We start from the raw sequence: 19059 nt of genomic DNA, 5'->3' as shown, positions 1-19059 counted from the left end.
GGCCCATTGTGAAGGTGTTGAAGTTATCGGCAAGTGGCGTTCCGCAATCCTGGATCAGTCTGCAGGAGGCGGTGACGCACTACGCAGCAGGCGATGTGCGCTGGGAGGCGGGCTCGAGTGTGGCCTGCTTCCGTGGCGGCCACAACGCCATCACCGGCCTGCAGTCGCGCATCGAGGTCGCCAGCATCATCGGCACACGTGGCAAGCCCGGCATTGACCCCTTTGCGATGCGCATGACGCTCACCAACAGCAAGCTGTTTGGCCGGGACCGCCATATCTGCGCCTACTGCGGCGAGCATTTCGACGAAGAACATCTGACGCGTGAGCACGTGATCCCGGTGTCCCAGAAGGGGCCCGATACCTGGATGAATGTGGTGACGGCCTGCGCCTCCTGCAACCACCACAAGGCTGGCCGCACGCCCGAGCAGGCGCATATGCCGCTGCTCTATGCGCCTTACACGCCCAGCCTCTGGGAGGATTTCATCCTGCGCAACCGGCGCATTCTGACGGACCAGATGGAGTTTCTGATGGCCCATGTGCCCAAGAGTTCGAGGTTGACAGCTTGATGGCACTTCTTGCCATCCCAGTAAAAAGGCCTTGTCGTGCGACAAGGCCTTTTTCTTTGGGCGAGCTTTCAGGAGGCGGCTATCAGGCTTCCTGGGGCTTGTAGGCGGTGACCACAAAGCCGTCCACGACCTGGCCCGCTTCCATGCGCAGTTCGACGTCGCGGGTGTCAACACGGTCAAAGCCGGCCGCCTTGGCCAGGCGCACGGTGCTGCTCAGGGTGTGGGTGTAGCGGCCGAACGGCTGCAGCTGGGTATCGGGCCCGGTGACGTCGCCGTGCTCGCAGGAGAAGATCAGCACGCCGCCAGGGGTCAGCACCCGGTAGGCATCGGCCAGGGTCTGCTGCAGGTCGCCGACATAGATCAGCACGTCCAGCGCAGTGATGGCCTCGAAGGTGTTCGCCGGTGTGGCAGCCAGCGCCTCGAGCAGGTTGACCTGGTGGAACTTGTAGTAGACCTTGTGCTTGGCCGCTTGCTCGAGCATCTTGCCCGACATATCGACGCCCATGATGTAGCCATCAATGGCGCCCAGCGACGCACCCAGCAGGCCGGTCCCGCAGCCCAGGTCCAGCAGGTTGAAGCGGCGGTTCGGGTAGATCTGCAGCAGCTGGTCAGCCACCTGCTTGGGCAGGCTGTAGGCCAGGTGGCGCACCATGTGCATGTCATAGACCGAAGCCATGTCATCGAACATGTGGGTGGTCAGCTCGACCGGCACATGTGCGGGCACCTGGCCCTGGGCCAGCTGGTGGTAGTACTGGTAGACCTTGTCGTCAGGCTGCAGGGCGAGCAAGGCTTCGGTATCGGGCAAGGCCTCTTGCATGGTGCCCCGCGCTTGCAGCATCTGCACACGGCCGATGCGTGCCAGATGGTCGTCCGGCTTTTCATCGATCAGCGGACCAAACACCGCCAATGCCTCGTCGTACTGGCGCACGGCCCCCAGATCGATGGCCAGATAGCGGCGCAGGATGCGGTCCTCAGGGGTCAGTTCCAGCACGCGGCGCAGGTGGCGGATAGCCATTTCGGTATTGCCCACGCGGTGGGCGATATCGATGACGCCGGCAATCACGCGGGCATTATTGGGCTCCAGCGCAATCACCCGCTCTGCCGCGGCCATGGCCTCGTGCTCGCGGTTGTGGCGGGCATACAGCAGCGCCTGCTCGAGAATGCCGGGCGCCCAGTCAGGAGCCAGCGTCTCGCTGCGCCGCATCGCATCGAATGCGCCTGGGAGGTTGCCCGACTTCTCGGCCATCAGGCCAGCCAGCATGAACAGACGCGCATCGCGTGGTGAACGCTGCCGCGCATCGTTGAGGGTTTGGGCTGCACCCGTGAGGTTGCCCACAGCAATCTGGTGGCGGGCGGTTTCGAGGAATTTGCGAATCGGATCGACAGGTGCTTTTGCGCTCATGGAGTAACTGCGGGCGAGCCCGTAAACGTGGCTGTGAATTCAGTAAAGCCTTTGATTATCCGCCATTTGACGGTGCAACGTGTTTCGGGACGTTCTGCGCCCTGCGATAATGCCGCCTCCATGAAAAACATCGTCATCCTGATCTCCGGCAGCGGCTCCAACATGGCGGCCATCGTGCGAACCGCGCAGCAAGAGCGCTGGCAGGAGACCTTGGGAGCGAGGGTGGCGGCGGTCATCAGCAACAAGGCCCAGGCCGGCGGCCTGCAGTTTGCCCAGGCGCAGGGCATTGCCACCGCCGTGGTGGACCACCAGGCCTATGACAGCCGCCAGAGCTTTGACGCGGCACTGGTGCAGTGCATCGACGCCCACGCGCCTTCGCTGGTGGTGCTGGCCGGGTTCATGCGCATTCTGACCCCTGGCTTTGTCGCGCACTACAGCGGCCGGCTCATCAATATCCACCCCTCGCTGTTGCCGGCCTTTGCCGGACTGCACACCCACCAGCGCGCGATTGATGCGGGTTGCAAATTTGCCGGTTGCTCGGTGCACCAGGTCACCGCCGATCTGGATGCCGGCCCCATTCTGGAGCAGGGCCTGGTGCCCGTGCTGCCGGGTGACACGGCCGAGCTGCTGGCTGCACGGGTGCTGGTGCAGGAGCACCAGATCTACCCCAAGGCCGTGCGCGCGCTGCTGCAGGCGCGCTGAGCACGAACCCGCTTTGTCAAACCTGGTCAGGCGTTTCGGTGTGTGGCGTATAAGCTGCAAACCGGGGCTGGCGCTGGCCGTTGACTTCCACGTCCTCGCTGAACATGGCCGCCGGCCGCACCCACCAGCCGTAATCGCCATATAGGGCTTGGTAGACCACCAGCCATTCGCGTGTCTCGCTGTGCTGCGCCAGTTGCCAGACCTGGTAGAGCCGGCCCTTGTAGTGGCGGTAGAGCCCGGGCGAAATAGCTGGTGCTGGCATAGGGTGCTGTTCCATAATCCGAAAAATAAACAAGCCTAGCAGACCGAATGGCATCGCTGGGCAAGAACTTATTCGGAGGGTGGGGTGGAGCAGATCGATTTTGTGCAGCGGGTCGATGCCTATGTGCAGGCCGCTGCGAACGACCCGGCCAGATTTGACCGCCATGTCCTGGGCATGGCCTTGCTGGCAGGACTGTGGGTGTGGGGCGGTCTGCTGCTGGGCCTGGCCTTGCTGGCCTGGTCAGTACTGTCCTATGTCTACCAGGGCTTTTACGGCCTGCAGATCTTTGGTTTTTTCGCGGGTGTGGCGCTGCTGATCAGTGTGCTGCGCCTGACCCGTTCCGACTGGGTCGACCCCGAGGGCATCGCCGTGCCCGCTGCCGAATGCCCACGCTTGTTTGAGGCGCTGGAACGCATCCGCCAGAAGGTGCGCGGCCCGCACATTTCCCAGTTGGTGATCACCGAGGACTACGGCCTGCGCATAGCGCAGCAGATGCGGCTGGGCGGGCTGCTGCCGGCACGCTACCACCTGCTGCTGGGCCTGCCGCTGGCGATGGCGATTGACCGGCCCCGTCTGGTGGCGATGATTGCGCAGGAATACAGCCATTTGCGCCGCCGCCAGGGCTGGCTGCAGGCGGCGGTCTACCGCGCCCGCCGCCGCCTGCAAGGCCTGCATGACCGGCTGGCCGATGCGCGCCAGATGACGCGGCTGGGCTGGGCCAATGAACGCTTCATGCGCTGGTATCTGCCGCGTTGGTGGGCGGCCAGCTTTGTCGTGGCGCGGCAGGACGAGGCAGTGGCCGACCGCATGGCGGCCCGCTGGGTCAGCAAACCGCTGGGCGAGGCGCTGTCCGAAGTGGCGGTGCGCGGGCGCTGGTTCCGCGAGCAGTTCTGGACCATGCACTGGCTGCGCGCCCGCGAACTGGCCTCGCCGATGGGGCCGTTCAGCCTGATGGCGGGCGTGATGAACCACCGCATGGATGTCAACTGGGTCTACCAGGGCTGGAAACAGGAATACCATGCGCCCGCCGGCTACCAGGACACGCCCCCCAGCCTGCGCGAGCGGCTGCGGGGCCTCGATGTGCCTCCCGGCCTCACGCCGATGTCCAGCAGCAACTGCCTGGCCTGGCTGGGCAAGCGCTCGGAGCGCTGGATCGAGCTGCTCGACCAGCGCTGGTGTGTACGCCATGGTCATGACTGGCTGGCCTACCGCAAGATCCTGAGCGCTTCGGCCGCACGCGTGGCTGCGCTGATGCCACGCGAGCCCTACCTCGATGCCGACCAGCTGGTGGAGCTGGGCTGGCAACTGCAGAGCACGGCCTTGCAGCACCACGATGCCCCCTTGCCCATCTACCAGCGCGCGCTGGAGCTGGAGCCTGCAAATGCCCGCGCGCTGGCCGCCTGCGCCAGCCTGCACATGGGCATGGACTGGGAGGCACAACTGCAGTACCTGGCACAGGCCTTTGCACAGCTGCCGGCCATGGGCGCGGCCTGGTGCCGGCTGGCCATGGGCGTGCTCGATGTGCTCGAAGACGAGGATTTTGACGAGGCCTCGGTGCGCCAGCTGCGCAGCGACTGGCGCGAGCGCGAGGTGCTCGCCCGCACGCAGCTACAGGCCTTGCGCGATGAGCGGCTGGCACACGGCAGCCTGCTGGGCGCGCGCGCCTGCACCACGCTGCCGCATCCGCTGTGGGTCAGCGAGCTGGCTGCGCTGCAGATCCACCTGCACCACTGCCCGCGCTTGCGCCGCGCCTGGCTGCTGGCACGGCCGCTGCGCAGCCTGGCAGGCGCCTATGCGCTGGTGCTGGTACTCGACCGGCCCGGCGTGCACTACCAGGACAACAAGCGCCTGGAGCTGCAGTGGCGCGGCTACCTGGAGCGCGAGCTGCTGCTGTGCAAGCTGATGCCGCTGTGGATCACCCATGTCGATGCGCTGGGTCCTACAGGCCTGCGGCAGCTGGCGGCCATGCCCTGGGGCCTGGTCCATGACCGTGCGGAGCAGCCCGCTGGCGCGCGCAGCGGTGCTGCCCCCATCGGCACCTAGAACAGCTTCTAAGCCGGGCCTGGTGCCCGGATACTGGCGCAATGGGACAATAGCGGCTATGCATCCCAAAGCCCTTTTAGATGCCTGCGCCGAGCTGGTTGCGCAGGCCCTTACTTTTGAACACCCGGCCGACGCCGTGGTGTCGCGTTATTTCCGTGAACACCGCAACCTGGGGCCGCGCGAGCGTAGCACCCTGGCAGAAACGGTTTACACCGTGCTGCGCAAGAAAACGCTGTTTGAATCGTTGGCACGCTCGGGCAGCGGCGCGCGCGAGCGCCGCCTGGCCATTCTGGGCTTTGCCGGCCCGCGCAGCTTTGTCAAAAGCGCGCTCAGCGACCAGGAAGTGCAATGGCTGGATGACTGCGACGCGATTGCGCCCGACAGCCTCATGCCCCAGCACCGCCACAACCTGCCCGAGTGGCTGGTGGAGCCTTTGCAGGCCCAGGTGGGTGAGCAGTTCGAGCAGCTGGCCGCCAGCATGCTGGAGATGGCACCGCTGGATCTGCGCGCCAATGCCTTGCTGACCAAGCGCAGCGAGCTGCAAAAAGAACTCAAGCAGGCGGGCATCCAGGCCGAGCCCACCCCGTACTCGCCCTGGGGCCTGCGCGTGGCGGACAAGCCTGCGCTGTCGCGCCTGGACGCCTTTGTCAAAGGCCGTGTTGAAGTGCAGGACGAGGGCTCGCAGCTGCTGGCCTTGTTGCTGGATGCCAAGCGCGGCGAGATGGTGACCGACTTCTGCGCCGGCGCTGGCGGCAAGACCCTGGCCATTGGCGCCACGATGCGCAGCACCGGGCGTCTCTATGCCTTTGATGTGTCGGCCCACCGCCTGGAGGCGCTCAAACCGCGCCTGGCCCGCTCGGGCCTGTCCAACGTGCATCCGGCTGCGATTGCGCATGAGCGCGATGAGCGGGTCAAGCGCCTGGCCGGCAAGATGGACCGCGTGCTGGTCGATGCCCCCTGCTCGGGTCTGGGTACCCTGCGCCGCAATCCCGATCTGAAATGGCGTCAGAGCCCCAAGGCGATCGAGGAGCTGACGGCCAAGCAGACCGCCATTCTGGCCAGCAGCGCCCGCATGGTGAAATCCGGCGGCCGCCTGGTCTATGCCACCTGCAGCATCCTGCCCGCTGAGAACGAGGCGATCGCCGAGGCCTTTGCTGCCGCGCACCCGGACTTTGTGCCGCTCGATGCCGGCGAACTGCTGGCAGGCCTGAAGGTCGAGCAAGCCGCCAGCCTGTGCAGCGGCGGCGACAGCGGCAGCCTGTACCTGCGCTTGTGGCCCCATCTGCACCAGACCGATGGTTTCTTTGCCGCCGTCTGGCAACGCAAGTAAGTCAGTCCTTCCAGCCCAGCAGGCCCAGCCAGCCGGCCACACTGCGCCAACCGGCGCGCCAGCCCGCATAGGCCTGGACCTGCACCTGCAATTGGGCGGGCTGCAGGCCTTCTGCCTGCAGCCAGTACCAGCCCGCATGTGCGCCATTGCAGTGCGGGGCGTCTTCCGCCTGCAAGCGCAGTGCGCTGTGCCAGGGCGAGCTGATGGTCAGCTGCCCGGCGCGGCAGTACAGGCTACTGCCGGCCTCCAGATACAGCCATTGGCCCTGGCCCGCCCGCAAGGCCAGGCTGCTGCTGTGCGTGCAGGGCTGTGCCGGGGCGCTGGTCTGGGCCGGGGTGGTGGCGGTGCCAGGCAGGGCCGTGGCGAGGCGGGCGGTGGTGCTGGTGGTCATTGTTGCGCTTTCCTGGGCGTTTCAGAACAGGGCTCTAGCGTAAAAAAACGCCGCCCAACGCAACAGACACAGTCGCGGCCAGGGTCGGGCAGAACAGCGCAGGCACAAAGCGGCTGTTCTGGTTCAAAATCGCAGTTTCTGTATCTGTTCTGTCAGGGTTGAACCTGAGACCATAGCGCTGCGTAAGGGAATCGGGTCCTGCCACTGCGGTGGCGCACAAGACGATGGACAGGTTCCCGGAACCAGGAGTCCTGCTGTGCCGCTGTTAGAAGAAAGTCTGTGTGAGATCCCCGAAAGCCATGCTGCGGATGCGGCCGGCCACCCGCCCGCCGACGATGCGTTTCTGTACGAGCGCATCGCAGCGCATTTTGAGCAGGCCATTGCCCAGCAGACCTTGGGCGTAGGCGCGCGCATGCCCTCGGTGCGCGATATCCGGCGCCAGCACCACGTAAGCCACAGCACCGCGCTGCAGGTGCTGCGCGTGCTCGAATCGCGCGGGCTGATCGAGGCGCGGCCCCGCGTGGGCTATTTCGTCAGCGATACGGCCTTGCAGATGCCGGCCGCGCGCGAGCCCCAGCAGCTGGGCCCCTTCCCGATGCAGGACCACCGCTTTGAAGGCATCGGCGAGCGCGCGGCCGAGTACCTGAACAAGGCGCGCCTCAAGGGGCCGCTGAAGGTGGACCTGGGCAGCGCGATGCCGGCGCCCGAGCTTTTTGATGCCAAGCTGCTCAACCAGCTGGCCGTGGCCTTGCTGCGCGAGCAGCCCCAGATCCTCGTGCACGGGCCTTCTGCGCCGTTCACCCATCCGGATTTTCAGGCCTCGATGGCGCGCTATGCGCTGGGTTTTGGCGTGCGCCTGGCGCCGATGGACATTGCGGCCACCTTTGGCAATTCCGAGGCGGTGAACCTGGCGCTGGATGCGCTGACCCAGCCGGGCGACATGGTGGCGATTGAATCGCCCACCTTCTACGGCATCCTGCAGGCGATCGAAGCCAAGAAGCTGCAGGCGCTGGAGATCCCGTCGAGCCCGCATACCGGCATGTCGATCGAGGCGCTGGAGCTGGCGCTGCGCACCCATCCCAACCTCAAGGCTGTCGTGGTGGTGCCCCACTTGCAGATGCCCCAGGGCGCGACGATGCCCGACAGCCACAAGAAACGCCTGGTGGCCTTGTGCCGCGAGTACCGGGTGGCCCTGATCGAGGACGACATCTACCGCGAATTTGTCGAATCCGACGAGGTGCTCAAGCCCTGCAAGGCCTGGGACACCGATGGCTCGGTGATCTATTGCTCCTCGCTGTCCAAAAGCTATGCGCCGGGCCTGCGCCTGGGCTGGATGAATGCCGGGCGCTGGCAGGAGCGCGTGCAGATGATCAAGTTCGCGCGCTCACGCAACCTGCCGGTCTGGCCCCAGCTGCTGGGTGCGCGCACCGTGGGCTCGCCGTCGTACATGCGGCACCTGGTGCGCCTGCGCCAGCAGCTGCGCGTGCAGCGCCAGGCCGCTGCGCAGGCGGTTGCGCGCTATTTCCCGATTGGCACGCGCCTGAGCCTGCCGGCCGGCGGCCTGAGCATCTGGCTGGAGCTGCCTGAGCAAATCTCGTCCAGCCGCCTCTATGACGAGGCGCTGGCCATCGGCATCCGCGTGGCGCCTGGCGACATGTTCAGCAATACCGGTCACTATGACCACTTTCTGCGCCTGAGCTGCGGCATGCCGTTTACCGATGTCGTGGACGAGGCCTACCGCAGCCTGGGGCGCATGATGCATGCGCAGCTGGGCCTGCCGCCCAGGGCCTGATGCGGGACCCAGAAAAACACAAAGGACACCGAGGTGTCCTTTGTGGTGTTTGCATGCCGCCCTATGAATGGCGGCGTACAGGCTGATTACTTCAGCTTCACTTCCTTGTAATCCACATGCTTGCGAGCCTTGGGATCGAACTTCGTGATCAACATCTTTTCAGGCATTGTCTTCTTGTTCTTGGTGGTCGTGTAGAAGTGACCGGTGCCGGCAGTCGATTCCAGCTTGATTTTTTCGCGTCCGCCTTTGGATGCCATGGTGATACTCCTTAAGCTTGGCCACGTGCGCGCAGGTCTGCGAGCACAGAATCAATACCGTTCTTGTCGATCAGACGCAGAGCGGCGCTGGAAACACGCAGGCGAACCCAGCGGTTTTCAGTTTCCACCCAGAAACGGCGATATTGCAGGTTCGGCAGGAACCGGCGCTTGGTTTTGTTGTTGGCGTGGGAAACGTTGTTTCCCACCATGGGCTTCTTGCCCGTTACTTCGCAAACGCGTGCCATCAGGACACTCCGAAAGTTTTAACAGCTGCTTGCCCTGTCTGCCTCGTCAAAGGCAGCGCGGCTTGCAGCCTCACCTCGCCAGTCAAAGGGTGGCGGTAGCCCATGTTCACAGCAGGTCTGCCCGTGGTGCAAGACCGTGGGTCAACCTGCCGTAGTTTCCTGTTCACGCGCCGGGGATTGCGAAATAGCAAAAGGCGGCAAGCAGCAAAGCCAAGGATTATAGCCCGAAAGCAAAAATGGGGCTATTCCCATCGCTGGTCGGCTTATTCCTGTTCCAGGAAGCGCTGCGCATCGAGCGCGGCCATGCAGCCGGTACCCGCGCTGGTAATGGCTTGGCGGTAGACATGGTCTTGCACGTCGCCGGCAGCAAAGATGCCGGGCACGCTGGTTTGTGTGGCGAAGCCGCCACGGCCCATCTGGGTCACCAGGTAGCCGTTTTCCATCTCCAGCTGGCCTTGGAAGATGTCCGTATTGGGGTGGTGGCCAATGGCGATGAAGCAGCCTTGCAGCGCGATGTCTTCGGTGTGGCCGTCTTGCGTGCTCTTGATGCGGATGCCGTTGACGCCCGACTGGTCGCCCAGCACTTCATCGAGGGTGAAGTGGGTCTTGAGCTCGATCTTGCCTTCTTGGACCTTCTCCATCAGCTTGTCGACCAGGATGGGCTCGGCCTTGAACTTGTCGCGGCGGTGCACCAGGGTGACCTTGCTGGCGATGTTGGACAGGTACAGCGCCTCTTCCACGGCCGTGTTGCCACCGCCGATAACGCACACCGGCTGCTCGCGGTAGAAGAAGCCGTCACAGGTGGCGCAGGCCGACACGCCACGGCCCATGAAGGCCTCTTCGGTGGGCAGACCCAGGTACTTGGCCGATGCGCCGGTGGCGATGATCAGGCTGTCGCAGGTGTAGGTGCCGCTGCCGCCGGTCAGTGTGAAGGGGCGCTTGCTGAAATCCACCTTGTCGATGTGGTCGAAGATGATCTGGGTCTTGAAGCGCTCGGCGTGCTCCAGGAAGCGCTGCATCAACGCGGGGCCCTGCACGCCCATCACGTCGGCAGGCCAGTTGTCCACTTCGGTCGTGGTCGTCAACTGGCCGCCCTGGGCCATGCCGGTGATCAGGACGGGGTCGAGGTTGGCGCGTGCCGCATAGATGGCGGCCGTATAGCCCGCAGGGCCCGAGCCCAGAATCAGTACTTTGGCATGTTGTTGGACGGCAGACATAGAACTCCTATCGCATTCATGGGGGCAGATGCAGGGCATCTGCGAATCAATCAAGGGCTGGCGTGTGCGCAGCAAAACATGAAAGAGTATCAAACACTGCGGCCCGCTTGGGGATGGCTTGTGTCAATGTCCTTGATTGTTGCAAGTCATCGCCGGGCCGGCCGCCGGCTGGCACCACCGCCCCGCCTCAATGACAACAATCGTTGCGGCGCGCTGGCGCAAGGGGTGGGATTGTAGGAAGATAGGTAGATTACAAAATGTTGCGTATTGCCGGATGGCAGGGGTGCGAGGGCCGCACAAGCCCATGCTTCAGGCGCATGAGATCGATGTTTTTATTGTGTATTTTTGCCAATCACCAGGCGCTGCAATGGCGCTGGCGGGCGGGGGGCTGCTGCAAGCTGCCCCGCCTTTGCGTGAACCACCGCGTCGCAGCAGGGCATCACCCGGCTCCAGGCACCTGGTCTGCTATCGAATTTGCAATCCGCTTAGGGTAAGCTCTGGCTCCTAGGTTATGGCTTACTCTTCAAAGAAATCAAAGACACCACCCCATGCTGGCCACTCGCTGGTGATGGGGGTTCGCCGTTTTGGGCATGAGCTGGTGCTCATCATCAGTTTTCTGCTGATGGCATTTTGCGTCGCGGCGATGGTCAGCTACTCACCCAAGGATCCGGCCTGGTCCACCTCGGGCACCCAGGTCGCAGGTGACGTCAGCAACTGGATGGGGCGCCTGGGTGCGATGGTGTCTGACGGCGGCTATTTCATGGTCGGCTTTTCGGTCTGGTGGCTGGTGGTCGCCGCCGTGCTCGCCTGGTTCTCTTCGCTGGCGCGCTGGCTGCGCGCGGGCGAGGCTCCCCCCAACGACCCGCGCCCGCTGTGGCTGCGCCGCATTGTGTTCTGGGGTGGCCTGGTGGTGCTGCTGCTGGCCAGCGCGGCGCTGGAGTGGTCGCGTCTCTACCGTTTTGAGCCCATCCTGCCCGGCGCTGCCGGCGGCGTGCTGGGCTTTTTGCTGGGCCCGCTGGCCGAGCGCTGGATGGGTTTTACCGGCTCGGGCATTGTCGGCGTCATGCTGCTGCTGCTGGGCCTGTCCTGGATTCTGGGCTTCTCCTGGGGCCAGATTGCCGAGAAGGTGGGCGCCGGGATCGAGCGCACGTTACAAAAGCTGATGCTGCGGCGCGAAGCCGCTGCCGACAAGGCTGTCGGCAAGAAGGCAGCGCAGGCGCGTGAGGCCGAGGTCAGCAGCGCAGCCCCCGCGCCGATGGCCTCGCGCATGGATCCGACCGGCGATGGCCTGGACAGCATGCTGCCCGCAGCGCCGCGCAGCGCGGCCGCCGATGCGGGCCTGCACATCGCCCAGCCGCTCAAGCCCCAGGCGCAGCCCAGCGCCCGTGTGGTCAAGGAGCGGCAGAAACCGCTGTTCAACGAACTGCGCGACACCCGTCTGCCGCAGGTGGACCTGCTCGATGCTGCGCCCAAGACGAAGGAGAGCGTCTCCTATGAAACCCTGGAGATGACCAGCCGCCTGATCGAGAAAAAGCTCAAGGACTTTGGCGTCGAGGTGCGTGTGGTCGAGGCCGCGCCCGGCCCGGTGATCACCCGCTACGAGATCGAGCCGGCCACCGGCGTCAAGGGCTCGCAGATCGTCAACCTGGCCAAGGACCTGGCGCGTTCGCTGTCCCTGGTGTCGATCCGCGTGGTCGAGACCATCCCCGGCAAGACCTATATGGCGCTGGAGCTGCCCAATGCCAAGCGCCAGACCATCCGCCTGACCGAAATCCTGGGCTCGCACGAGTACCACGATGCCAAGAGCCTGCTGACCATGGGCCTGGGCAAGGACATCATCGGCAAGCCGGTGGTGGCCGACCTGGCCAAGATGCCGCATGTGCTGGTTGCCGGTACCACCGGTTCGGGCAAGTCGGTAGGTATCAATGCCATGATCCTGTCGCTGCTCTACAAGGCCGAGGCCAAGGATGTGCGGCTGATGATGATCGACCCCAAGATGCTGGAAATGTCGGTCTACGAAGGCATTCCGCATCTGCTGTGCCCGGTGGTGACCGACATGAAGCAGGCCGCCAATGGCCTGAACTGGTGCGTGGCCGAGATGGAGCGCCGCTACAAGCTGATGAGCAAGCTGGGCGTGCGCAACCTGGCGGGCTACAACACCAAGATCGACGAGGCCAAGGCCCGCGAGGAAAGCATCCCCAACCCGTTCAGCCTGACGCCCGAATCGCCCGAACACTTGCAGCGCCTGCCGCACATCGTCGTGGTGATCGACGAGCTGGCCGACCTGATGATGGTCGTCGGCAAGAAGATCGAAGAGCTGATTGCGCGCCTGGCGCAAAAGGCGCGTGCTGCCGGTATCCACCTGATCCTGGCCACCCAGCGCCCCAGCGTCGATGTGATCACCGGCCTGATCAAGGCCAATATCCCGTCGCGGATCGCGTTCTCGGTGGGATCGAAGATCGACAGCCGCACCATTTTGGACCAGATGGGCGCCGAGGCGCTGCTGGGCATGGGCGACATGCTCTACATGGCCAGCGGCACGGGTTTCCCGGTGCGGGTGCACGGCGCCTTTGTGTCCGACGAGGAAGTGCACCGCGTGGTCAGCTACCTCAAGGAGCAGGGCGAGCCCGACTATATCGACGGCGTGCTCGAAGGCGGCACGGGCGACGGCGATTCGGGCTTCGGCGATGAGGAAGGCGGCGGCAGTGGCGAGAAGGACCCGATGTACGACCAGGCGGTCGAGATCGTGCTCAAGGACCGCAAGGCCAGCATCTCCTACGTGCAGCGCAAGCTGCGCATCGGCTACAACCGCTCGGCCAACCTGCTCGAAGAGATGGAGCGCGCCGGCCTGGTGAGCGCCTTGACCGGCAGCGGCCAGCGCGAAGTGCTGGTCGCCCACCGCCCTGGCGGTGAAGAATAGCGCCATCGCCGGTAAACATTCGCAAAGCCAACGCCTTTGCGGCCAACGGCGGGCACTTGTAGCCCGCTGCGGCACTCCAAACCCCTTGTTGGCCTGAAAAGGCCCATGCATTGGCTTTGTTCGCAAAGCCCGAAAGGATTCACGATGAAACAATGGATCGCAGCAGCAGCCCTGGTCAGCCTGGCCGGTTGGGCCCAGGCGGATGGCTTGCAAAGCCTGGAAAAGTTCATGACCAGCTCGCAGGCGGGCGAAGCCCAGTTCACGCAGACGGTGACATCGCCTGCCAAGCAGGGCCAGGCAGGGCGCGTCAAGACCTCCAGCGGCAGCTTTGCATTCCAGCGGCCGGGCAAGTTCAAGTTCATCTACCAAAAGCCGTTTGACCAGACCATCGTTGCCGATGGCTCGGTGCTCACCGTCTACGACGCGGACCTGAACCAGGTCACCCAGCGCCAGCAGAGCAAGGCCCTGGGCCAGACGCCTGCCGCGCTGCTGGCGTCCGCTTCGAGCCTGCAGGCGCTCAAGGCCGAGTTCGATGTCAGCAGCCTGCCCGAGGCCGATGGCCAGCAATGGGCCCAGGCCATCCCCAAGAACAAGGACGGCCAGATCAAGCAGGTCAAGGTCGGCTTCAAGGGCGATGAACTGCAGACCCTGGAGATCGAAGACGGCTTTGGCCAGCGCTCGGTGCTGCGCTTTGTCGGCTTCAAGGCCTTGCCTTCGCTGCCCGGCGCGACGTTCGAGTTTGCGGTTCCTTCTGGTGCGGAAGTGATTCGCCAGTAAGGCCGCAAACCATCGAAACAAAGCCCTGGCCGTCAGCTACCGCCAGGGCTTTGTTTTGGGCTATGCAGCGCTGGGCGGCGCGAGTCTCCCATGTCGTGACGGCTGCCTAGCGCGCAGCGTAGCGGCTGGCCGGGCGGGCCAGGCCCAGGTGGTCGCGCAGCGTGCGGCCGCTGTACTCGGTGCGAAACAGGCCACGGCGGCGCAGCTCGGGCAGGACCAGGGCCACGAAGTCATTCAGGCCGCCGGGGAAATAGGGCGGCATGATGTTGAAGCCGTCAGCGGCTTCGCCGTCGAACCATTCCTGTAGTGCGTCGGCAATCTGCACTGGCGTGCCGACGACGATGCGGTGTCCGCGTGAGCCCGCTACCAGGTGGTAGAGCTGGCGCAAGCTCAGGTTATCGCGCCGGGCCAGGTCGGTCAGCAGCTTGGCGCGGCTTTTGAGCTGGTCGGACTCGGGCAGGTCGGGCAGCGGGCCGTCCAACGGGTAGCCGGAGATGTCGTGGCCCAGGCGCTCGGACAGCATGGACAGCGCACCCGAGGTGTCCACCCATTGCTGCAATTGCTCGTAGCGGTCCTTGGCCTCCTGCTCGGTGCGGCCGATGACGGGGAACACCCCGGGCATCAGGTGCACTTGAGAAGGGTCGCGGTTCCACTGGCCCAGCTGGCTTTTAAGACCACGGTAGAAAGCGCTGGCTTCCTCCAGCGTCTGCTGGGCGGTGAAGACCACATCGGCGGTGCGGGCGGCCAGTGCCTGGCCTGGCTCGGAGGAGCCGGCCTGGATCACGATGGGGTGGCCCTGCGGCGGACGCGGCGCATTCAATGGGCCTTTGATGCGGAAATGCGCTCCCTCGTAGTCCAGCGTGTGCAGCTTGGCCGGGTCGAAGTACACACCCGTGTCCTTGTTGCGCACTATGGCGTCGTCCTCCCAGCTGTCCCACAGGCCTTTGACGACGTCGACAAACTCACCGGCCATCGCATAGCGCTCGGCATGGTTGGGGTGGTTGCCCCGGGTGAAGTTGGCAGCGGTGCGGTCGTAGGAGGTGGTGACCACGTTCCAGGCGGCACGGCCTTGCGACAGCATATCCAGCGAGGCGAACGAGCGGGCGATGTGGTAGGGCTCGCCATAGGTGGTGGAAGCGGTGGCAGCCAGGCCGATGTGGCTGGTGGTCATGGCCAGCGCGGACAGCAGGGTCAGCGGCTCAAAGCGCAGCGCGGCCGAGGGATGCATGTCGGGCGTGGCACTCAGCCCATCAGCCAGAAAGACCATGTCGAACTTGGCGTCTTCGGCGGTCTTGGCCAGGCGCTGGATCAGGCCCAGGTTCTCGCTGCCGGACTCTGCATCGGAGTGGCGCCAGCCTGCAACATGGTGGCCGGCGCCTTGCAGGAACAGACCCAGACGCATCTGGCGTGGAGTGGAGGTAGTGGTCATGCGTGCACCAGAGAAAACAAGGCGGTCAGTTGAAGGAGGTCGTCGCGGCTGTGCATGCGGCCGACCAGGGCTGGCACGGCGCGCAATGCGTCGGGCTGTTGCGCAGTGGTATCGGCATACTTGGCAGCCAGGTCCCTGGCACGGCTGAGGCCCCGTACGCGGCGCGAGAGCTGGCGGCCATCGTGCAGCCTGACTTCGACGGTGGAAAAACGGGTCTGGGGATCGGTGGAGGCACGGGGTGCATCGGCATCGTACGCACGGCTGACCAGCCGGCCAAAGCTGCGCAGGTCTTCGCGGGCAGCGCGCTCGTCAAACAGCGACAGCCCCAGGGCGCCATCGACCAGGGCAGCGGCCAGCACATATTCGACACTGAAGCGGCCTTCCAGACCGGTGGCGGGGTCCGTCACCGTCAGCGGCGTATCGCCTGCGGGTGGGAAGACCACGCGCACAGCGGCAATGTCCTCGGCCCGCAACTGGTGTTCAGCGCGCAGCGCCAGCGCGGCATCGGCCGCATAGTGGGTGGCCGTACAGCAGGCATAGGGCTTGAAGTACAAGCCGGGCGTGACGATCTGCCAGGGGCTGCCCCAGCCGGCCAGCGCGCGCTGCGCTTCGGCAGCGCCAAAGCCATAGGCCTCCAGAAAGCCGATGGGCGCCTCAAGTACGCCAGGCGAGCCCTGCAGCCCGGCCTGGGCCAGTTGCGCTGCAAACAGGCCCGAGCGCGCAGCCAGACCCGCGTGCAGCGGCTTGGCCTCGCTGCCGAACTGCAGGCGCAGACCGCCGGCCTGCGTGGCGGCCAGCCCCAGTGCGTTTTCGGTGGCGGCTGCCCCCAGCTTCAGCAGGCGTGCACAGGCAGCGGCTGCGCCCAGCGGGCCCAGCGTGGCAGTGTTGTGAAAGCCGGTTTCGTAGTGCTTGCTGCCCAGCGCCAGGCCCAGGCGGGCCATGGCCTCGACGCCGACGATGTAGGCATCGATCAGATCAAGCGCCGTGGCATTGGGCAAGGTGTCGGCCAGCGCGAACAGCGCAGGCAGCAGTACCGTGCCGGGGTGGCCGCGCACGCTGGAGTGCACGTCGTCAAAGTCCAGCGCATGGCCGGCATAGCCATTGAGCAGCGCGGCGCTGGCGGCATCGGCGGTGGTGGCCTGCCCGATCACGCGGGCCGGGCCACCCGCCTGCGGCAGCACACCGCGCAGCCTGTGCCAGGCAGGATCGGCCGGGCCAGGAAAGGCCGAGGCCAGAAAGTCCAGCACGCCTTCGCGGGCGGCATGCACGGCAGCGGCATTCTGCAGCGGTTGGGCATCGGCAATGCGCCGCGCAAAGTCCTGGGTGAGGGTCATGGTCAGAACGCCAGGTGGGTGGCAGGCGCAAAAGTGCTGGATGGAAGGTGGGTTGCAGGCGGCAGGCTGCCGCTGCGGTCGCCGCCCAGTGCGCGGCGCAGAAAGCTGCGCGTGCGCTCGTTGCCGGGCTGGCCAAAGATCTGCGCCGGCGTTCCGTGCTCGACGATGCGGCCCGCCTCGGTGAAATACACGTGGTCGCTGATTTCTTCGGCAAAGCGCATCTCGTGCGTGACCAGCGCGCAGGTCATGCCGTCGCGCACCAGTTCGCGGATCACGGTCAGCACCTCGCCGACGGTTTCGGGGTCCAGCGCCGAGGTCACCTCGTCGAACAGCATCAACTCGGGCCGCATCGCCAGCGCGCGGGCAATGGCCACACGCTGCTGCTGGCCACCGGACAGCTCGCCGGGGTAGGCATCGGCCTTGTGCGACAGGCGCACCTTGTCCAGCAGCACGCGCGCCTCGCGCTCGGCTTCGCTGCGCTCACGGCCCAGCACACGGGTGGGCGCGATCACCAGGTTCTGCAGCACGGTCAGATGCGGGAACAGGTTGTACTGCTGAAAGACAAAACCCACGCGCTGGCGCAGGGCGATCAGCTCGGCCTCGGTGCGCAGCTCCTGCACCTGGGTGTCGCCCACGCGGATCCGGCCCTGCTGCGGTCGCAGCAGACCGGTGATGCAGCGCAGGATGGTGGACTTGCCTGAGCCCGAAGGACCGATGATGGTCACGGCCTGACCACGCGGGATGTCGACATCGATACCCTGGAGCACCTCGTTGGCGCCAAAGGCCAGATGGATGTCGCGCAACTGCACCAGCGGCGGGGACTGCAGGGATGGGGTTTCAGCGGAAGGCATGGCGTTTTTCCAGGCGGCGTGTGTAGCGCGCAATGGGGTAGCAATAGGCGAAGAACAGGGCCAGCAGCGTGAAGTACACCAGGATCGTGAAGTCGGTGCGGGCCACGGTGTTGCTGGCGATCTGTGCCGTATCCACAATGTCGTGCACACCGACCAGCGAGGCCAGTGAGGTGCTCATCGTGATGCTGGCGTACAGGTTCATCCACGGCGGAAGCATGCGGCGCAGGCACTGGGGCAGGATGATCCAGCGGAAGATCTGCGTGCGTTTGAAAGCCAGCGACTGTGCGGCCTCCCACTGCGCAGAAGGAATGGACTGGATGGCCCCGCGAAATATTTCGGCCACCACAGCCGAGGTGGGCAAGGCTAGGCCCAGCACCACCTTGATCCAGTCGGGAAACGGCAGGCGCCAGTGCAGCAGCTGCAGCTCGAACGGGAAGACATAGGTGGTGAAATAGATCAGCACCAGGATGGGCGCATTGCGAAAGGCCTGCACATACCAGCGGGTGGCTCCGCGCAGCACGGCCCATTGCGACAGCGCCAGCGCCCCGACGACCAGACCCGCCAGCGTGCCGATGGCCATCGCCAGCATGCTGATGTAGACATTGGTCCACATGCCGCGCACGAGCGCAGGCGACCATTGCCACAGGTGGGCCAGCGCCACTGGAAAGCCGCCTTCGGCACGCCACCAGACGGCCAGCAGCCCGGCGGCCACCAGCAGTCCCAGCAGCCAGGGGTTGGCCAGCAGTGCGGGCCAGCGCAGGGCCTGTGGCGGCCGGGGAGATGTCAGATCACTGGCCATAGCCGGGCATCCTCAGGCGGTGTTCGAGCCAGCGGCCCGCGCGGCTGACCAGCCAGGTCAAGCCCCAGAAATACAGCAGGATCAGCAGCAGCAACTCCAGCACGTTGTCACGCTGCGTCCAGATCATCACGGACTCGTAGGTCACGTCGCCCACGGCAATGGCCGATGCCACGGCCGTCATCTTCACCAGATCCACCATGTTGTTCACCAAGGCTGGCAGCGCAAAACGCAGCGCCAGGGGCAGCTCCACGCGCCACAGCAGCTGCCGGCGGCTGAAGCCCAGGGACTGTCCGGCCTCCAGGGTGGCATGGGGCACCGCCTCGATGCCGGCGCGCAGCGCCTCGGCATGGAACACGCCCTTGTGCAGCGAGACCACGATGAAGACCCAGACAAAGGGCGTGAGGGGGTTCACGCCGCCATGCGCCTGCAGGCTTTGGGTGATCAGCATGTTCAGCACCAGAAAGGCGCAGTACAGCTGCACCAGGGTGGGCGTGTTGCGGGTGAGCTCGACAAACGCGCGCGTCGCTCCGGCGAGCCAGCGCTTGCCCGAGGTCAGCCCGGCCGCCAGCAGCACGCCAGCGATCAGGCTGCCCGGTATCACCAGCAGACACAGCTGCAACGTGACGCCCAGACCCCGTATGAAGGCATCGCGCTCATAGGCTTCAAGCAAGAAGGCGAAGTTCAGGCCGAGCGGCTTGGCGGCCTGCACCAGCCAGGGATAGAAGCTGTGCTCCAACATGGC

Annotated in this window: 18 protein-coding genes; 7 read left to right on the top strand and 11 right to left on the bottom strand. The window is 65.2% G+C overall.

All coding sequences use genetic code 11. The features are described 5' to 3' along the window. The first annotated feature begins 8 nt into the window (after positions 1 to 8). Complete coding sequence (locus tag ACCQ08_RS09780) at positions 9 to 566, top strand: HNH endonuclease (protein ID WP_239810888.1); 558 nt, start codon at positions 9 to 11, stop codon at positions 564 to 566. Between the two features lie 82 nt (positions 567 to 648). Here the strand turns inward: ACCQ08_RS09780 and ACCQ08_RS09775 are convergent, their stop codons facing one another. Beyond that, positions 649 to 1968 carry a methyltransferase domain-containing protein gene (locus tag ACCQ08_RS09775; RefSeq protein WP_373449658.1) on the bottom strand — a complete coding sequence of 440 codons (1320 nt, stop codon included), beginning with the start codon at positions 1966 to 1968 and terminating at the stop codon, positions 649 to 651. 120 nt (positions 1969 to 2088) lie between these two features. Between ACCQ08_RS09775 and purN the strand changes: the two genes are divergently transcribed. Then, the gene (gene purN, locus ACCQ08_RS09770) at positions 2089 to 2670 is read left to right on the top strand and encodes a phosphoribosylglycinamide formyltransferase (protein WP_373449657.1); all 582 of its coding nucleotides are present in this window, start codon (positions 2089 to 2091) and stop codon (positions 2668 to 2670) included. Positions 2671 to 2686: 16 nt separating this feature from the next. Here purN and ACCQ08_RS09765 read toward each other — a convergent pair whose 3' ends face one another. Continuing rightward, positions 2687 to 2932: a DUF1653 domain-containing protein gene (locus ACCQ08_RS09765; protein ID WP_312416204.1), complete on the bottom strand. Its 246-nt coding sequence runs from the start codon at positions 2930 to 2932 to the stop codon at positions 2687 to 2689. A gap of 84 nt (positions 2933 to 3016) precedes the next feature. Between ACCQ08_RS09765 and ACCQ08_RS09760 the strand changes: the two genes are divergently transcribed. Beyond that, positions 3017 to 4975, top strand: coding sequence for a hypothetical protein (locus tag ACCQ08_RS09760; protein WP_373449656.1), 1959 nt, complete (start codon positions 3017 to 3019; stop codon positions 4973 to 4975). Between the two features lie 58 nt (positions 4976 to 5033). Beyond that, the gene (locus ACCQ08_RS09755) at positions 5034 to 6305 is read left to right on the top strand and encodes an RsmB/NOP family class I SAM-dependent RNA methyltransferase (protein WP_373449655.1); all 1272 of its coding nucleotides are present in this window, start codon (positions 5034 to 5036) and stop codon (positions 6303 to 6305) included. Between the two features lies 1 nt (position 6306). Here the strand turns inward: ACCQ08_RS09755 and ACCQ08_RS09750 are convergent, their stop codons facing one another. Beyond that, a complete protein-coding gene (locus ACCQ08_RS09750) occupies positions 6307 to 6696 on the bottom strand; it encodes a hypothetical protein (RefSeq protein WP_373449654.1) in 390 nt (129 codons plus the stop codon). A gap of 256 nt (positions 6697 to 6952) precedes the next feature. Here ACCQ08_RS09750 and ACCQ08_RS09745 point away from each other — a divergent pair, with 256 nt between their 5' ends. Next, positions 6953 to 8488, top strand: a complete 1536-nt coding sequence (locus ACCQ08_RS09745) for a PLP-dependent aminotransferase family protein (RefSeq protein ID WP_373449653.1) — start codon at positions 6953 to 6955, stop codon at positions 8486 to 8488. Between the two features lie 86 nt (positions 8489 to 8574). Here ACCQ08_RS09745 and rpmG read toward each other — a convergent pair whose 3' ends face one another. The 3 genes from rpmG to trxB all read right to left on the bottom strand — a co-directional run bounded on the left by rpmG (position 8575) and on the right by trxB (position 10207). Further along, positions 8575 to 8745: a 50S ribosomal protein L33 gene (gene rpmG / locus ACCQ08_RS09740; RefSeq protein ID WP_021026858.1), complete on the bottom strand. Its 171-nt coding sequence runs from the start codon at positions 8743 to 8745 to the stop codon at positions 8575 to 8577. Between the two features lie 11 nt (positions 8746 to 8756). After that, the gene (gene rpmB / locus ACCQ08_RS09735) at positions 8757 to 8990 is read right to left on the bottom strand and encodes a 50S ribosomal protein L28 (RefSeq protein ID WP_021026859.1); all 234 of its coding nucleotides are present in this window, start codon (positions 8988 to 8990) and stop codon (positions 8757 to 8759) included. A gap of 263 nt (positions 8991 to 9253) precedes the next feature. Beyond that, positions 9254 to 10207, bottom strand: coding sequence for a thioredoxin-disulfide reductase (trxB, locus tag ACCQ08_RS09730; RefSeq protein WP_239810895.1), 954 nt, complete (start codon positions 10205 to 10207; stop codon positions 9254 to 9256). A gap of 511 nt (positions 10208 to 10718) precedes the next feature. Here trxB and ACCQ08_RS09725 point away from each other — a divergent pair. Both ACCQ08_RS09725 and lolA read left to right on the top strand, forming a co-directional pair. After that, positions 10719 to 13127, top strand: a complete 2409-nt coding sequence (locus tag ACCQ08_RS09725; RefSeq protein WP_373449652.1) for a DNA translocase FtsK — start codon at positions 10719 to 10721, stop codon at positions 13125 to 13127. Positions 13128 to 13271: 144 nt separating this feature from the next. Further along, a complete protein-coding gene (lolA, locus tag ACCQ08_RS09720) occupies positions 13272 to 13904 on the top strand; it encodes an outer membrane lipoprotein chaperone LolA (RefSeq protein ID WP_373449651.1) in 633 nt (210 codons plus the stop codon). A 106-nt stretch (positions 13905 to 14010) separates the two neighbouring features. On the opposite strand, the gene ACCQ08_RS09715 is transcribed toward lolA, so the two are convergent. Genes ACCQ08_RS09715 through ACCQ08_RS09695 form a run of 5 tightly spaced genes read right to left on the bottom strand, consistent with a single transcriptional unit; the run spans position 14011 to position 19056 of the window. Continuing rightward, on the bottom strand, positions 14011 to 15333 hold the full coding sequence (locus tag ACCQ08_RS09715) for an LLM class flavin-dependent oxidoreductase (protein ID WP_373449650.1): 1323 nt from the start codon (positions 15331 to 15333) through the stop codon (positions 14011 to 14013). After that, on the bottom strand, positions 15330 to 16667 hold the full coding sequence (locus ACCQ08_RS09710; protein WP_373449649.1) for an MmgE/PrpD family protein: 1338 nt from the start codon (positions 16665 to 16667) through the stop codon (positions 15330 to 15332). Before ACCQ08_RS09710 ends, ACCQ08_RS09715 begins: the two co-directional genes overlap by 4 nt. Positions 16668 to 16669: 2 nt before the next feature. After that, the gene (locus ACCQ08_RS09705) at positions 16670 to 17518 is read right to left on the bottom strand and encodes an amino acid ABC transporter ATP-binding protein (RefSeq protein ID WP_373449648.1); all 849 of its coding nucleotides are present in this window, start codon (positions 17516 to 17518) and stop codon (positions 16670 to 16672) included. Then, positions 17505 to 18317 carry an amino acid ABC transporter permease gene (locus ACCQ08_RS09700; RefSeq protein ID WP_373449647.1) on the bottom strand — a complete coding sequence of 271 codons (813 nt, stop codon included), beginning with the start codon at positions 18315 to 18317 and terminating at the stop codon, positions 17505 to 17507. Before ACCQ08_RS09700 ends, ACCQ08_RS09705 begins: the two co-directional genes overlap by 14 nt. Next, on the bottom strand, positions 18307 to 19056 hold the full coding sequence (locus ACCQ08_RS09695; RefSeq protein ID WP_312416174.1) for an amino acid ABC transporter permease: 750 nt from the start codon (positions 19054 to 19056) through the stop codon (positions 18307 to 18309). Before ACCQ08_RS09695 ends, ACCQ08_RS09700 begins: the two co-directional genes overlap by 11 nt. Positions 19057 to 19059: the final 3 nt, after the last annotated feature.

Origin of the sequence: Comamonas sp. SY3 (assembly GCF_041730275.1) — a bacterium.
In the GTDB taxonomy this organism is placed as follows: domain Bacteria; phylum Pseudomonadota; class Gammaproteobacteria; order Burkholderiales; family Burkholderiaceae_C; genus Comamonas; species Comamonas sediminis.
The sequence above is the reverse complement of the archived record's forward strand: the minus strand, read 5'-3'. Positions and strand labels throughout refer to the sequence as shown.